17 protein-coding genes are annotated in these 14,407 nt (G+C 48.2%); 15 read left to right on the top strand and 2 right to left on the bottom strand.

Features of this window, described 5'->3' with window-relative positions; translation table 11 throughout:
- The first annotated feature begins 635 nt into the window (after positions 1-635).
- The 13 genes from M0Q40_05460 to M0Q40_05400 all read left to right on the top strand — a co-directional run bounded on the left by M0Q40_05460 (position 636) and on the right by M0Q40_05400 (position 11,807).
- Positions 636-2,135: a chorismate-binding protein gene (locus M0Q40_05460; protein MCK9222059.1), complete on the top strand. Its 1,500-nt coding sequence runs from the start codon at positions 636-638 to the stop codon at positions 2,133-2,135.
- The gene (trpD, locus tag M0Q40_05455; protein MCK9222058.1) at positions 2,132-3,175 is read left to right on the top strand and encodes an anthranilate phosphoribosyltransferase; all 1,044 of its coding nucleotides are present in this window, start codon (positions 2,132-2,134) and stop codon (positions 3,173-3,175) included. The genes M0Q40_05460 and trpD overlap by 4 nt, the downstream gene beginning before the upstream one ends.
- Positions 3,150-3,932 (top strand): indole-3-glycerol phosphate synthase TrpC, encoded by a 783-nt coding sequence (trpC, locus tag M0Q40_05450; GenBank protein MCK9222057.1) that lies wholly within the window; start codon positions 3,150-3,152, stop codon positions 3,930-3,932. Before trpD ends, trpC begins: the two co-directional genes overlap by 26 nt.
- A 22-nt stretch (positions 3,933-3,954) precedes the next feature.
- A complete protein-coding gene (locus M0Q40_05445; GenBank protein MCK9222056.1) occupies positions 3,955-4,575 on the top strand; it encodes a phosphoribosylanthranilate isomerase in 621 nt (206 codons plus the stop codon).
- Positions 4,562-5,764 carry a tryptophan synthase subunit beta gene (gene trpB / locus M0Q40_05440; protein MCK9222055.1) on the top strand — a complete coding sequence of 401 codons (1,203 nt, stop codon included), beginning with the start codon at positions 4,562-4,564 and terminating at the stop codon, positions 5,762-5,764. Before M0Q40_05445 ends, trpB begins: the two co-directional genes overlap by 14 nt.
- A gap of 34 nt (positions 5,765-5,798) precedes the next feature.
- Positions 5,799-6,557, top strand: a complete 759-nt coding sequence (trpA, locus tag M0Q40_05435; GenBank protein ID MCK9222054.1) for a tryptophan synthase subunit alpha — start codon at positions 5,799-5,801, stop codon at positions 6,555-6,557.
- Positions 6,558-6,570: 13 nt separating this feature from the next.
- Complete coding sequence (locus tag M0Q40_05430; protein ID MCK9222053.1) at positions 6,571-6,816, top strand: hypothetical protein; 246 nt, start codon at positions 6,571-6,573, stop codon at positions 6,814-6,816.
- A 2-nt stretch (positions 6,817-6,818) separates the two neighbouring features.
- A complete protein-coding gene (locus M0Q40_05425; GenBank protein MCK9222052.1) occupies positions 6,819-8,054 on the top strand; it encodes a methionine gamma-lyase family protein in 1,236 nt (411 codons plus the stop codon).
- 314 nt (positions 8,055-8,368) lie between these two features.
- Positions 8,369-9,007 (top strand): RNA polymerase sporulation sigma factor SigH, encoded by a 639-nt coding sequence (gene sigH / locus M0Q40_05420; GenBank protein MCK9222051.1) that lies wholly within the window; start codon positions 8,369-8,371, stop codon positions 9,005-9,007.
- A gap of 51 nt (positions 9,008-9,058) precedes the next feature.
- Complete coding sequence (locus tag M0Q40_05415) at positions 9,059-9,430, top strand: hypothetical protein (protein ID MCK9222050.1); 372 nt, start codon at positions 9,059-9,061, stop codon at positions 9,428-9,430.
- 11 nt (positions 9,431-9,441) lie between these two features.
- Positions 9,442-10,110: an MgtC/SapB family protein gene (locus M0Q40_05410; GenBank protein MCK9222049.1), complete on the top strand. Its 669-nt coding sequence runs from the start codon at positions 9,442-9,444 to the stop codon at positions 10,108-10,110.
- Positions 10,111-10,137: 27 nt separating this feature from the next.
- Positions 10,138-10,914, top strand: coding sequence for a 5'/3'-nucleotidase SurE (gene surE / locus M0Q40_05405; protein ID MCK9222048.1), 777 nt, complete (start codon positions 10,138-10,140; stop codon positions 10,912-10,914).
- A 275-nt stretch (positions 10,915-11,189) separates the two neighbouring features.
- Complete coding sequence (locus tag M0Q40_05400) at positions 11,190-11,807, top strand: tetratricopeptide repeat protein (GenBank protein ID MCK9222047.1); 618 nt, start codon at positions 11,190-11,192, stop codon at positions 11,805-11,807.
- 39 nt (positions 11,808-11,846) lie between these two features.
- On the opposite strand, the gene M0Q40_05395 is transcribed toward M0Q40_05400, so the two are convergent.
- Entirely contained in the window at positions 11,847-12,149 is a 303-nt protein-coding gene (locus M0Q40_05395) for a 3D domain-containing protein (GenBank protein MCK9222046.1), read from the bottom strand.
- Between the two features lie 353 nt (positions 12,150-12,502).
- On the opposite strand from M0Q40_05395, the gene M0Q40_05390 reads away from it, so the two are divergent.
- Positions 12,503-12,820 (top strand): hypothetical protein, encoded by a 318-nt coding sequence (locus M0Q40_05390; protein MCK9222045.1) that lies wholly within the window; start codon positions 12,503-12,505, stop codon positions 12,818-12,820.
- Positions 12,821-13,068: 248 nt separating this feature from the next.
- Here the strand turns inward: M0Q40_05390 and lexA are convergent, their stop codons facing one another.
- On the bottom strand, positions 13,069-13,683 hold the full coding sequence (gene lexA / locus M0Q40_05385) for a transcriptional repressor LexA (GenBank protein ID MCK9222044.1): 615 nt from the start codon (positions 13,681-13,683) through the stop codon (positions 13,069-13,071).
- 271 nt (positions 13,684-13,954) lie between these two features.
- Here lexA and M0Q40_05380 point away from each other — a divergent pair, with 271 nt between their 5' ends.
- Positions 13,955-14,293, top strand: coding sequence for a LysM peptidoglycan-binding domain-containing protein (locus M0Q40_05380; protein ID MCK9222043.1), 339 nt, complete (start codon positions 13,955-13,957; stop codon positions 14,291-14,293).
- The last annotated feature ends 114 nt before the right edge of the window (positions 14,294-14,407 follow it).

The raw sequence follows: 14,407 nt of genomic DNA, 5'->3' as shown, positions 1-14,407 counted from the left end.
CAAACAATCTGGGTATACTGATAGTAGACATCGGGTCATCTCCTTTTGGTTGTTATCTTATTAGGAGTATTACCCGGTGTCCTTTTTTTACTCATTTTGGTCAACACTTACGGAGATGAACCCCGTGTATTATCCAGCGACATTCTGATGCTAAAGTTACAGGATTGGCGCGGTTGCATGATAATGGTATGATAACGGTGGTCTTCTTACGGCCTTGAAGGACTATTGTATACTACTGAGACGGATAGGAATGTCGTCATACAGAATAAATGTGGCAGACATGGCCACGTCAGGCCGGTAGTGTTCAGGGAACCAGTAGACTAGCCGATAGGGGAGCTGGATGACGTAGTATTGGCGATCTTGAAGTACATACAGTATCAGAGGTGGAGTTACTCTTGGATGAATTGCTATGGTGCCCTTGACAATCGGTAGCAGTTTTTCTATAATTTAAGCTAACCTCGGTAGCGGGGTTAACAACTAAATATGGAGAGCATAGTGGAGTCTGAGCTGAGCAGAGATGAGATGAGATGAGATGAGTCGCGTGGTAACGCATGGTAATGGTCAGGTTCCTATATGCAGGGATCTGGCCTTTTTTTATTCAGATTCCACAAGTGATCAACAGAGGGGGAATCTAAATGCTTTTGTATCCAAGCGAAGGAGAGTTTATTGAGTTGAGTAAGGAGTACAAGACTGTACCTGTGTACTGCGAGGTAACAGCTGATCTTGAGACTCCTGTTTCACTGTGGTCCAAAGTTACTCATATGGGTATAGGGTTCCTGTTAGAAAGTGTAGAACAGGGAGACAGATTCGGACGCTATTCCTTCTTGGGTGTATCCCCGCAGACGGTCATCAAAAGTAGAGGGACAGAGGTTATCGTTGAACAAAGAGAGCAAGCAACAGTGTCTCGACAAGACCACCCGCTGGAAGTGGTAAAGCAGCTTCTTGCAGAGATGCAGCCTGCACCGGTGTTAGATCTACCCTTTACTGGTGGAGCTGTAGGCTATGCCAGTTACGAACTGGCGTATTTGGATTCTTCGCGGCCCTTGGATCAGGATGATGGGTTGGACCTCTTTGATTGTGTGTACATGATCCCGGATCTTGTTTATGTTTTTGATCATCTATACCATACAATCAAAGTTGTGCTTAACGTAAGGGTAGATGGAGATTCCAAGGAACAATACCAGTTGGCAGGAGCTCGCTTGAGCTGTGCCGTGAAGCAGATTACCGAGACACCGTGTGTGCTAAGGGTCTTGCCACCTGATTCGAAAAATTACAGCATTAGTGCTACAAGTGGCATGCCCAAGAATAACTTCCTGGCTTCAGTTGAGCGGGTCAAGGAGGCAATTAGACAGGGTAGTCTGCAACAAGCGGTGCTTTCCCAACGTTTTGAAGTTCCTATTTCTGTTTCATCCTTTGCAGTGTATCGAGCTTTACGCAGCCTTAATCCATCATCATACATGTTCTATCTTGATCTGGGCGATTACCAGTTAGTCGGATCAAGCCCTGAGGTACTGGTGCGAATAGAAGAGGGGACCGTGGAGATTCACCCTATTGCTGGCACGCGAAAACGGGGAAGTACTAGTGCCTTAGATGAGGCCTATGCCATTGAGCTTCTGGCTGATGAGAAGGAGTTAGCCGAGCATCGGATGTTGGTTGAGTTGGGGATGCAAGAGATTACAGGAATCTGTGTTCCAGGTACTGTTTCCGTAAAGGAGTCTATGAAGATTGTCAAGTACTCCCATGTGATGCATATGGTGAGTCGGATCACCGGCACACTGCAGCCGGATAAGGACCAAATTGATCTGTTCAAAAGGGTGTTTCCCGCGGGCACTGTAACCGGGTTTCCGAAGGGACCAGCCATGGATATGATCGCCGAGCTGGAGCCGCACCGGCGTGGTCCCTATGCCGGTGCGGTGGGATACTTCAGTTACCACGGGAACATGGACCAGTGTATTACCATTAGGACCATTCTCTGCAGGAACGGTTCCGCTTACGTTCAGGCTGGGGCTGGTATTGTTGCCCAGTCTATTCCGGAAAACGAGTATCGGGAAACACTGGATAAGGCGAGGGCAATGCTTGCAGCGATTAGTCGCGCAGAGCAGTCGGTCATTGGGGAAAGGAGGGTTGCCCCATGATTAGGGAGGCTATTGCCAAGCTCAGTGATGGATATGACCTTAGTGAGTGTGAGGCCTCATTGGTGATGAACGAGATTATGAGTGGGGAGGCCACCCCTGCACAGATATCTGCGTATATCACGGCTCTGCGAATGAAAGGAGAGACCCTTGATGAAGTGGCCGGGTCTGCACGGACCATGCGTAGCCTTGCGACACAGATCCGTCCAAAGGTTTCCAAGTTGGTAGACACTTGTGGGACCGGTGGTGATGGTGCCAATACCTTCAATATTTCCACCACGGCAGCGTTTATTGTAGCTGGCGCAGGCTTGCATGTAGCCAAACATGGTAACCGCTCGGTATCAAGTAAGTGCGGTAGTGCTGATGTATTGGAGGCGTTAGGGATCTACGTGGATCTGACGCCTGCGCAAGTGGAGCAATGCATTAACGAAACGGGGATTGGCTTCTTGTTCAGTCCGGTGTTTCATACAGCTATGCGGCATGCTATTGGTCCTCGTAAGGAGATTGGGATCCGAACCATTTTTAACATTCTAGGTCCCTTGAGCAATCCCGCCTGTGCCGAGTATCAAGTGGTTGGCGTTTACAAAGCGGAGCTTACGGAGCTTCTGGCCGAAGCATTGGCCCGACTGGGCACTAAAGAAGCCTTAGTTGTGTTCGGTACCGACGGTATTGATGAGGTCTCATTGGGCGCACCTACCTTAGTGTCACATTTGAAAAATGGCACGGTAGATACCTACCTCGTTGATTCGAGAGATTTTGGCTTTCTCTCGGTGAAGAAACAAGATATTACCGGAGGTAGTGCCGCGGAAAACGCAGCGATTATCGAACGGGTGTTGACCGGAGAGAGGGGTCCTTACCGTGATGTGGCACTGGCTAATGCCGCCGCTGCATTGTTGGTAGCAGGGCTTGCGCAGAATCTAAAACAAGGGGTTCAGTTGGCCGCTGAGATAGTCGATTCAGGCCAGGCACTGGAGAAGCTACACAAGTTACAGATGTTTTCCAGGAGGTGTGCAGGTGATGCTACAGCGAATTCTTGCATGTAAACGTGCACAGCTGGCAGCAGAGAAGAAGCGCTGTTCCTTTGAGGCCCTTGCCCAGAGACTGGAAGTGGCATCTCCTAATAGCTGCAGGAGTCTGTCCGACAGTCTTCTGCAGGCATGTCCCATTGGGATCATAGCTGAGATTAAGCGTGCATCACCGTCAAAGGGTGTCATCAATGGTGACCTACAAGCTGCCTATACAGCTTGGGCCTATGAGCGGGCCGGTGCAACTGCAATCTCTGTGCTTACTGATGAGGAATTCTTTCATGGAAGTGGAGAAGACTTGATCCAAGCAAGGACCGCAACTAATCTGCCCATTCTGCGGAAGGACTTCGTTATTGATCCGTACCAGGTTCTTCAGGCGCGTCTGTGGGGAGCTGATGCTGTACTGCTAATAGTGGCAGCCCTAGGACCTGATGAACTGAAACGGTTGCTAGAGTATTCCTCTAGTTTGGGTCTGGAATGCCTTGTTGAGGTTCACAATGAAGAGGAAGTCTATCAGGCATTGGAAGCAGGGGCTCAGATGATTGGTATCAACAATCGTAATCTAGCAGACTTCACAGTGAGTCTTGATGTGACCTTAAGGCTCCGCCCACTTATCCCTTCTGGATGTGTGGTGATCAGTGAGAGTGGGATTAGAACTGGTGAGGATATCAGGAAGATCAAAGACTGTGGAGTCGATGGAATCCTTATTGGAGAAGCACTATGCAGTGATAGTTACCCTTCGCAGATGTTGCAGAAGCTTCTATCACTGGCTTAGGTGGTGGGTCCGGTTGATTCAGGTGAAGATTTGCGGTATAACTAATAAAGATGACGCCCTTAATGCAGTGGAGCTTGGCGCAAATGCCCTTGGACTCATTTTTGCTCCACGAAGTCCAAGGGCTATATCCGTGGAAACAGCTTGTGAGATTACTTCGGCCTTGCCTGTGTTTACTAAGATAGTAGGTGTCTTCGTAGATCATTCATTTAATGATATCGTTGATATCGCAGGCAAAGTTCGATTGGATGTGGTCCAGCTTCACGGGTACTATAATCCTACGGAATGTTATGCTTTAACTCGGTACCATCGAGTGATTAAGGTTCTTCATCTAACTGATAATGATATGCTGGACGGGATTGAACGCTATCCGGCCGATGCATTTCTAGTAGATAGCTGTGTAGATGGTGTGGTAGGTGGGACAGGCGTTACATGCGATTGGAACCTTGCTCGCAAGATGGCCTGTAGGGTTCCTGTAATTCTGGCAGGCGGGTTAACCCCGGAGAATGTCTGCCAAGGAATCAAAAAAGTAAGACCAGTTGGCATTGATGTGTGTAGCGGTGTTGAGGCTTATCCGGGGAAAAAGGATTACAGTAAAGTACGTGAGTTCTTGAAGAAGGTGAGGAATAGCAATGACAGTACCTGAAGGAAATGGTCATTTTGGCCCGTATGGAGGCAGGTATGTACCTGAGACACTTATACCCGCCCTTGATGAACTTGTGGAGGCCTATCGGGCTGCCAAGGGTGACCCTACATTTTGGGATGAGTTGAATTGGTACTTGACGGAGTATTCAGGACGTCCTACTCCTTTATATTTTGCAGAGCAGCTTACCCGTGTTCTTGGAGGACCGAAGGTCTATCTGAAACGGGAGGATCTCAATCATACCGGTGCCCATAAAATCAATAACACCCTTGGGCAGATTCTTTTGGCAAAGAGGATGGGTAAGCGTAAGGTGATTGCCGAGACCGGTGCCGGGCAACATGGAGTAGCTACTGCTACGGCAGCGGCCATGTTTGGCATGGAGTGTGTGGTATTCATGGGAGAGGAAGACATTAGACGTCAGTCGCTAAATGTCTTTCGCATGGAACTTTTGGGGGCACGGGTTGAATCTGTGACATCGGGTACCGGCACATTGAAGGATGCGTGCAACGAGGCCATAAGGTACTGGGTTTCTAACGTTGAGGATTCTTATTACTTGATCGGTTCCGTCGTTGGTCCCCACCCATATCCGGTTATTGTGCGTGATTTTCAAGCTGTCATTGGTAAGGAGACAAAGGAGCAGATTTTGCATCACGAAGGTCGCCTACCGGATTGTATCGTTGCTGCTGTCGGCGGCGGAAGCAATGCCATGGGAATATTTCACGCCTTCGTAGGAGATCCTTCCGTTCGCTTAGTCGGTGTGGAGGCCGGTGGGCTTGGCCTTGACACAGATCAGCATGCTGCATGTATTGCCAAGGGCACAAAGGGTGTACTTCATGGTGCCTTTAGCTATCTAATGCACGATGAAGATGGCCAAATCACTCCTGTTTATTCCATATCCGCCGGATTAGACTATCCCGGTGTTGGCCCGGAGCATAGCTACCTTGCGGATCAAAAGCGAGCTGAATACTATCCAGTAACGGACGACGAAGCTCTTGAGGCTTTCGATCTCTTATGTAGGGCAGAGGGCATCATTCCTGCATTGGAGAGTGCCCACGCAGTAGCCTATGTCCAGAAGATGGCCTCGGCCTTTTCCGCGGACCAGATTGTTGTAATTAATCTGTCGGGGAGAGGGGATAAGGACGTCATGCAAATTCACGAGATTCATAGAAACGGGGGAGCAGGACGTGAGTAGACTGCAAAAACAATTTAGACATAGGAGTACTTTAATGCCCTATCTGACAGCAGGTTACCCGGATCTGGCCACTAGTAAGGAGTTGATCCTAACTGCAGCCCGTAATGGAGCGGATATTATTGAGATCGGTATTCCCTTTTCCGATCCCTTAGCTGACGGACCAATTCTGCAGATGGCCGCCGTTGAATCCCTAAAAGGCGGCGCTACTATTGCCAAGATCATGGACATGGTAGGATGTGCCGCAAGACAGATCAGGAAAGAGGAGCTATCCACGGAACTAGTTTTCATGGTCTACTATAACCTGGTATACTGTTGGGGAGAGGACCGTTTCGTGGAGGCTGCTAGTCAGGCGGGGGTTGCAGGATTAATCGTTCCGGATCTTCCCTATGAAGAAGCGGCGTGCCTAGAGGAGAAGGCAAGCAAGGCCGGTATTGACCTTGTTTACTTGGTTGCTCCCAATACACCGGCCGAGAGGATTAAGGCCATCGGGGAACGTTCTAAGGGTTTTGTCTATGCGGTATCCTTAACTGGGGTAACCGGTCCCCGGGAGCAGCTTCCGGCTGATTTGGTTGAACTAGTTAACAGGATCAAGGAGAACGTCGACTTGCCGGTGGCAGTTGGTTTTGGGGTTTCATCGGCCGAACAAGCTGCTGAAGTAGCAGGAATCGCCGATGGAGTCATTGTGGGTAGTGCTTTGGCCAAGCTAATCCAAGAAGCGGGTAGGGATTCATGCACTGCAGTGGAAGGCTTCATTAAGAAGCTAAGAAGTGCATTAAACAACCATAGCGAATAGAGGAGGGCGGTTCTTGATGATGTCCTTTGCTTTAGAGTATGAATCAAAGGATGAAGTGACGAAGGCTGTGTCGCTTCTTTGGCATGAAATGAAGATTACTGGAGAGACCGAAGTAATGCCAACGGATAGTGGTAAATGGCGGTTGTACGTTCATTCTGAGAAGACTTTGGGTCAGGACCAAGTGAAGAAACTCGGAGGAGAGTCTATATCTCCTAAGTCGGTGTTTACAGCTGCACGCAAGAAACTAGAAGAGGAATGATTATGCAGGATTGGCATGAGCTATTGGCCGAGTCCATGGCCGAAATAGCGGCACAAATGGAACAGATACGACAAACAGAGCTTAAGAATCAAGCGAAGGTGCTCTCCGCGTTTCATAAAGCACGAGTAACCGACTACTACTTCTCGGGGAGTACCGGCTACGGATATGGTGATGTGGGGCGGGAAGCATTAGAAGAGGTTTACTCTGAGATTTTCAATACGGAGGAGGCCCTAGTTAGGCCCCAGATTACCTCAGGAACTCAAGCCATTACTTGTTGCCTGTTCGGTCTTCTAAAGCCGCAGGATCTGCTATTAAGCGTTACGGGAGCTCCCTATGATACTTTGCAGATGGTGATCGGGCAAAAAGGTGATTCGCCGAATTCGCTAGAGAAGTGGCAGGTTAGATACCAAGAGATTAATCTTTTCCCAGAGGGACAGTTTAGCCCTAGGGACCTGGGGAAAGTGTCAGTTGTTCCAAGGATGATCCTACTTCAAAGATCCAGAGGGTATAGTCTGCGACCAGCCCTGACCGTGCCACAGATCCAGACCGCCGTTGTGCACTTAAAGGAGAGATTCCCAGAGTCGATTATCTTTGTGGACAACTGCTATGGGGAGTTTGTGGAGGAGAGAGAACCTACAGATGTGGGTGTTGATCTCATGGCCGGTTCGCTTATTAAGAACCCAGGGGGTACTATTGCACCTGGGGGGGGTTACGTCGTGGGCAAGGGTGAATTAGTTGAACAAGTAGCGGAGCATCTCACAGCGCCGGGACTTGGTAATCGTCTAGGACCAAGCTATGGGTTAAATCGGTTGCTTTTTCAAGGACTTTGGCTTGCACCGCATCTGGTGGCTGAGGCCTTGTGTGGTGTAACCTTGATTGGCTCCTTTTTCCGCAGGCTTGGCTTTGAGGTGTATCCTGGGGTGGATGATTTGCGCGGAGACGTTGTACAGGCTGTGGTGTGTGGGGATCCGGCTACCCAGAAGCTGGTGTGTCAGGCCGTTCAGGAAAGTGGGGCCGTAGATCATCATTTCCAGCTGGAAGCATCGGTGCTCCCAGGGTACGATGATGCCGTTCTCATGGCTTCAGGAAGTTTCATCCAAGGGTCTTCTAGTGAATTGTCCGCTGACGGACCCGTGCGTCCGCCTTATGTGGTCTACTTCCAGGGGGGAACGTCCTTGGCGCACTGGCAGCTAACACTGGCGGCCATCGCGGGAAAACTATCCGAGACATCTGCCTAGTTGTTTGTATACCGACGGGTTCCCACCGAGCTTGGTTTATACGGTGTAAAAGATGGGTAATAATTCCGGCCCGTCGGTTACGCTTGACTTTCATCACCGCAGTTTGCTACAATTAATTGTAGTTCAAGGCTCTTCCTATTCCATATATGTATATCCTTCGTCTTTTTATATGAGCCCTGCAGTTCCCGGATAGCTTAGAGGCATTCAGGTGAGTGATGTCTCTATCCGCTCTATGCATTTCCTGTCGAGCCGGGAAGGACTAGATGGTTGTTGTTTTTTATTATTGGGTTGGGGAGTGAGTAAATGTGAGTGATATGAGTCCTGCATTGGCAGAACCTCATCGATGGCATGCCGAGGTAGACTTTAGTCAGCAATCAGATGAAGAGGTTGTTCACCTGGCCCAGCAAGGTTGCGATGAAGCAGTTGATTACCTGCTAATGAAATATCAAAAGTTAGTCTATATTTGGACTCGCCCTTATTTTCTACAAGGGGCTGAGGACGATGATCTTCTCCAGGAAGGCATGATTGGGTTATATAAGGCGATCAGGGATTTTACTCCTGGCACCTCGTCATTCTGGTCTTTTGCTAAGTTATGTATTACGCGAAACATTATTAGTGCTATTAAAGGGACAACACGTCAGAAACATATTCCACTCAACTGTTACACTTCATTGCACAAGCCGATTTATGATTTAGAAGGAGACCGTACCTTAATGGAGGTACTTTCTAATTCGCAGGTGGACAACCCCGAAGATCTGGTTATTGACCGCGAACGGCTGAAGCAAACTCAAGAACACATCAAGAAGGTACTGAGCGATTTTGAGTTTAAGGTCTTTAGGTTGTATATAAATGGGTTGTCATATAAGGAAATGGCGCTGAGGCTAGATACACATACTAAGTCAGTGGATAATGCTTTGTGCCGGATTAAGACCAAGATTAGCAAGTTTCTCTAGACAGCAACCATACGCGGGAGTAGGTTTTGCATAAGTGGAGTGTTAAAGTAAATGCCTCAGTTAGATCCGGTTTCTATTGTCGTCAACTTGATTGTGTTGGTAATAGCAAGCTACTTCATTCAACGGGATGCCAAGCCCCGTCAAGCACATCCGCTGCTTTGGATTATGGCCATGTTCGTAGTATCCTCTACGTTCTTATTCCAGCCAGTGGCGCTGATTATGATTTCTATCATAGCATCTTTGTACATTACTTTTCGCCCGAAAGGGAAACTGGGCAGTTGCCCCCGGTGTGGTGAACGCTACCTGGAACGGATGGCCAGTTGTCCCCATTGCGGGAAAGATACAAAAAAAGAGTGTCCCCACTGTCGCACCATGGTGCCGTGGCATGAGTCCAAGTGTCCGAAATGTGGCGGACGAGTATAGGGTGAGTGATTTTGATCAGCAGTCTTCAGATTGTTACTCGAATAGCGGTAGCTGTTCTGCTAGGCGGAGCAATTGGCCTAGAGAGGGAAATCCATGGTCGTCCTGCGGGACTCAGGACACACATTCTCGTCTGTATTGGTGCAGCCCTCATTATGCTTGTTTCTTCCTATGGTATGGTGGGTGTATACACTGATCGTGTACCTGCGTTTGATCCTGGCCGGATCGCCGCTCAAGTTGTAAGTGGTATAGGTTTTCTGGGAGCGGGAACTATTATGAAAGAAGGCGCAACTATTCGGGGTCTGACTACTGCCGCCAGTCTATGGGTGGTGGCTGGCATTGGACTTGCGGTAGGTAGTGGTTTCTATTTGGGGGCTGTATTATCAGCTATCCTGGTCGTGATTACCCTCGGAGGATTGGACAAATATGAATATAAACTACTGGCTAGCAAGCGCAATCGGTTGATCCTGAAAATAGCGGATCGTCCGGGACAGTTGGCGGTGGTGACCGAGGTGTTGGCGGGTTATAAGATTAACATTACGCGAGCTAATCTGCAATCGGAAGACGAGAACAGCGCTGTTTTGGATCTGAGTTTGGAGATTCCTCCGAAGACGAATAGGTCTTTGGTGTTGACCCAGATTGTCGAGCTTGACGGAGTTAAGGAAGCGAGATATGCCAATTAGATTTCGCAAGGCTGGGTGATCAATTAGGTGCTTATTCTAGTTACTAACGATGATGGGATTAATGCTCCGGGCATTTGGGCATTGGCTTCAGCCATAGCGGAGCTTGGTCGAGTGATGATTGTTGCACCAAGTGAGGAGCAGAGTGGAACTGGTCATTCTATTACGGTACATAGACCGCTACGGGTAGAACGGATAGAGTCCTCTAGCGGTATTGATACATACGTGGTAAATGGAACACCTGCTGACTGTGTAAAGCTCGGCATGGAAGGCATCAGCGAGGAAAGACCGAGTATCGTCATCTCCGGAATTAATCGAGGTCCAAACCTAGGGACTGACGTTTTGTACTCCGGTACCGTTTCTGCAGCTGTCGAAGGAGCCATTATGGGTGCCTTAGCTATGGCTGTTTCTGTTAATCTTGATCATAACCATACCGGGGAGTTTGACTATACACCATCGGCGAGTATTGCCAAGTACCTTGTTGAGCGATTCAGCCGAGAGGGTCTTCCCAAGGATACTCTTTTGAATGTGAATGTTCCGGCTGTTCCGGAAGGCGATATCAAAGGAGTCAAATGTACACGGTTGGGTACCCGTCGTTACCGGGACGTTTTTGACAAGAGGGTTGATCCGAGGGGACGGGCCTACTATTGGATGGCGGGTGATGTGGTGGATTTAGATGATGATCCCACAACCGATACCGCGACTGTAAAAAACGGATACGTTTCGATTACGCCAATTCAGTATGACCTTACTGAATACGGCATGCTTGATGAGATGAGTCAGTGGCAGTTTGACCTGAGACTGTAGCTGGTCATGATGTGGTAAGACGTCTTACCCTAAAAACCTCGCTTTCATTGGCAGCATATACTGTTGATGGGGAGCGATGGGTATGAAGCCGTGGATTTGGGTTGGCCTAGTGAGCCAGTTATTGTGTGCTGTGGTATTAGTCCTGGCAATTACTAAGGAAACTGTAAGGAAATGGTTGTATGTGCTTGCATGTATAACCATTGCACTTGTTGTTGTTGTAGCTTTGTTCCTACTTATGTCCTTAATACTACAAGTCACGTAGTGGGGGAGTCTTTATGCGCATGTTTGTAAGCAGCACCGTGGCGATGATGTTATTAGTGCTTCTTGTACCTGGCATTCAGTCCATGGCCCAAGTTATCCCTGTGGAGTGGGGGCAGGTACTACTAGACACCCAAGATCTTGATACCCTAGAAGGGCAGCTGATCAAGGCAACTGCCTTAGTAAACCTAGGAGAGTTGGGCACCGCTTTTGACCAAATTGAGGAGATTAGACAGAAGGAGAACTACTTGGAATTTGCCGAACAGATGCAAGTAAAATATCAAGCATTTCTCCAGCAAGACCCCCAGAATCTACTGTCGTTGAATGTACTCGGTTTGGTAGAATGGGCGTTGGCAGACTATGTACAGGCAGGTAATCACTTCAGACGGATTATTGAATTGGAACCGAAAAATGTATGGATCCGCTTGTTTTTGGGAATTACTTTATGGAACCAGGGTGAAACCCAAGTGGCGCTTACAGAGTTAAAAGCGGCCCACGAGCTAGATAAGACCAATCAGTATGCCCATTGCTTACTTAGTGCTGCCTATTTCGAGTTAAACGACTATATGCGGGCTGTTTATCATTATCTGAAGTGCCCTGATGTTCGAAAGGAAATGTCTCGAAGGGGTTTTTGAAAGGGGGAGAAAGTTCTCCCCCTTTGGATGCCGCGAGGCTCAATACACGGAGTGGTTCAGCAGGCAAAGCTCAACCTCCTGTACACCGAAAGAGATTGCCTTGTTGACATCATCCATGAATATGTCGACTCGGTTTCCCTTGATGGCACCGCCTGTATCTTCGGCATGGAAAAGACCATGTCCTTCAATATAGACCCAGCTGCCCAGGGGAATAATTGCGGGGTCTACGGCAATAGTGCGGCCTTCCGTGGCCAGTGCCCCGGTGTAGGTGACTCCATACGCGGGATGACCGAGCCATTTACCTGTTGATTCATAGCCAGCCGTGTAAGCCGTCGCTTTCATTGGGAAAGTGACGGACCGATTTTCGTTACTGAATGCAAGGTTAACTACGGTTTCGTTACACTGGGCATTTCCGGCATAGAGTCAAATGGTTGCTGCGTAAAGAATCAGAAACAAGGCTGCAACCTTTGATCTTATGTGCAACGCTATTACCTCCTTTGTGATCCACCGCGGCACTATTATTTTGACCGACAGAGATTTGTTTAGTCTAGCAATAATTAGTATAGTATATCGCTGATAGTGGACACTAATTGGTAGGTAAAGCATATTTCGCGGAGAAGGATTTCTGCCATCTAGTGCAGAACTATGGAAGTGAATAATCACTGATGGACGCAATTTCAAAGGGGGCGATACCGATGTTTATTGTCGACGATGAAGACGTCTTGAGGGGGCTAAAGAAGTTCAAGCGACTGGCTAAGCAGGACCTGCTGGCAAGTTCCTTGACTTCTGACCCGGAGTTTTGGAATGAGCAGGCCCAGGCCCGCCGGGAAATGTACGATAAACTGATGTTGTGGATTCAAGAACAAGGGGTAGACGAAGCTTACCGCATTGCGCGGAAAGAAGAAGCTTCGCTACCCCTTGTTAATTCTAAAGACGCTGCCGTACTAGGTAAGCAGCAGGCGTTGAATATGTTCTTCACGATTTTGGGTGTTCAGGCATTAGAGGCTGAGTAGTCTACGGGTTTTATACGAGTGGTGCATACTAGCTAATGAGTCGAGGTGTTAAGGAGCTGCAGGGATAGTCGGATAATGGTTGCACTTCGAGGTGATGTGATCATAGACTAACCAAGGGAGAGCTTGATTTGAATTTGAAAGATAGTCTTCCTATTGGATTGGTGTTTCCATGATGATGGGCAGATTCTCCACAAAGTAGAACACAGTAATGGGGGAGGGGTGCCCACCGGTGCCCTCCCTCAGACAAACTATTCGAACCTTCTTAGAACACCAATGACCTTGCCTAGCACTGCTACGCTACTAGAGTAAATTGGTTCCATTGAGGGGTTTTCCGGTTGTAATCGGATTGTATCCGTCTCGCGGTAAAAGCGTTTTACCGTGACCTCATCATCGAGCATGGCAACTACGATATCTCCATTGTAGGCCGCATTCTGCTGTTTGACCAGCACAAAATCATTATCCAAAATTCCAGCACCAATCATGCTACTGCCTTGGACCCGTAACATGAATACATTTTCCTCTGTTCGTATAAAATCCTTTGGGAGTGCGAAGTGCTCTTCAATGTTTTCGGTGGCGAGAATCGGTTCACCAGCTGTAACATTACCAACAATAGGGACACTTACAACGTCCCGTGGCACTGAACCTGCCTTATCGGTTATCTCCAGAGCCCTTGGCTTGGATGGATCCCGTCGAAGATAACCTTTTTGTTCGAGTTTCACTAAGTGACCGTGTACGGTGGAGGTAGATTTCAGACCTACAGAGCTAGCGATCTCCCGAACTGACGGGGGATAACCGTTGGCTTCAACATGCTGTTTGATGATCTCAAGGATCTCCCGTTGTCGTACAGTCAAATCACCGTTCATAGCAAATTCCACCTCCTCGTTCCAGATTTTAACGTGTGTGTATGTAGTTTTCTATGAGCTTTTTGGCATCTGTATTATAACATAGGAGAACAGACGTTTCAAACAAAGGTTCGATTGGCGCATACAAACACAGGTTCGCCATTTTCTTGACTTTCTTCTCCGGATTTGATATCCTAAAAGCAGTGTACCGAACATACGGTCGGGCAACACATGTTCGCAGCGACAAATGTAACATGTTGGAGAGCTGAAAAGGTCAAGGGAGTGATCTTCAATGTACAACCATAGTTGTTACAGGGAGCAAACGTGGGAGACTAAGCGGAAACGAAATACGAATAACGGAAGACTGGTTTTACTCCTGATTGTGTGTCTCTTGATTGGCGTGGCAGCATTGATGCGAGTAACTGTGGGCTCGGAGCTACTAACCTACAATCACATTGAGATTACTGTAAAACCAGGAGATACACTGTGGAGTATTGCCCGCGATTGCGCGGACGTAAAAACAGATACCCGGAAGATGGTCGATTATATCTGCAAACTGAACGAGCTTAGGAATCCCTTGATTTATCCTGGCCAGAAACTACTCGTTCCCGTGAAGCCGGAATCGCTGTAGAGAGAAAACTGGTTATCTGCAATGACTTCATCGTACTAAAGAACAAAGAGAGAGGTGGTTCTTTAGTACCAGCATTGGTTCGTATAATGGATATTATGTTAACATGCGTTAATC

Source organism: Limnochordia bacterium, from assembly GCA_023230925.1.
Taxonomy (GTDB): Bacteria; Bacillota; Limnochordia; order DUMW01; family DUMW01; genus JALNWK01.
This window is presented reverse-complemented; position numbering and strand designations above follow the sequence as displayed.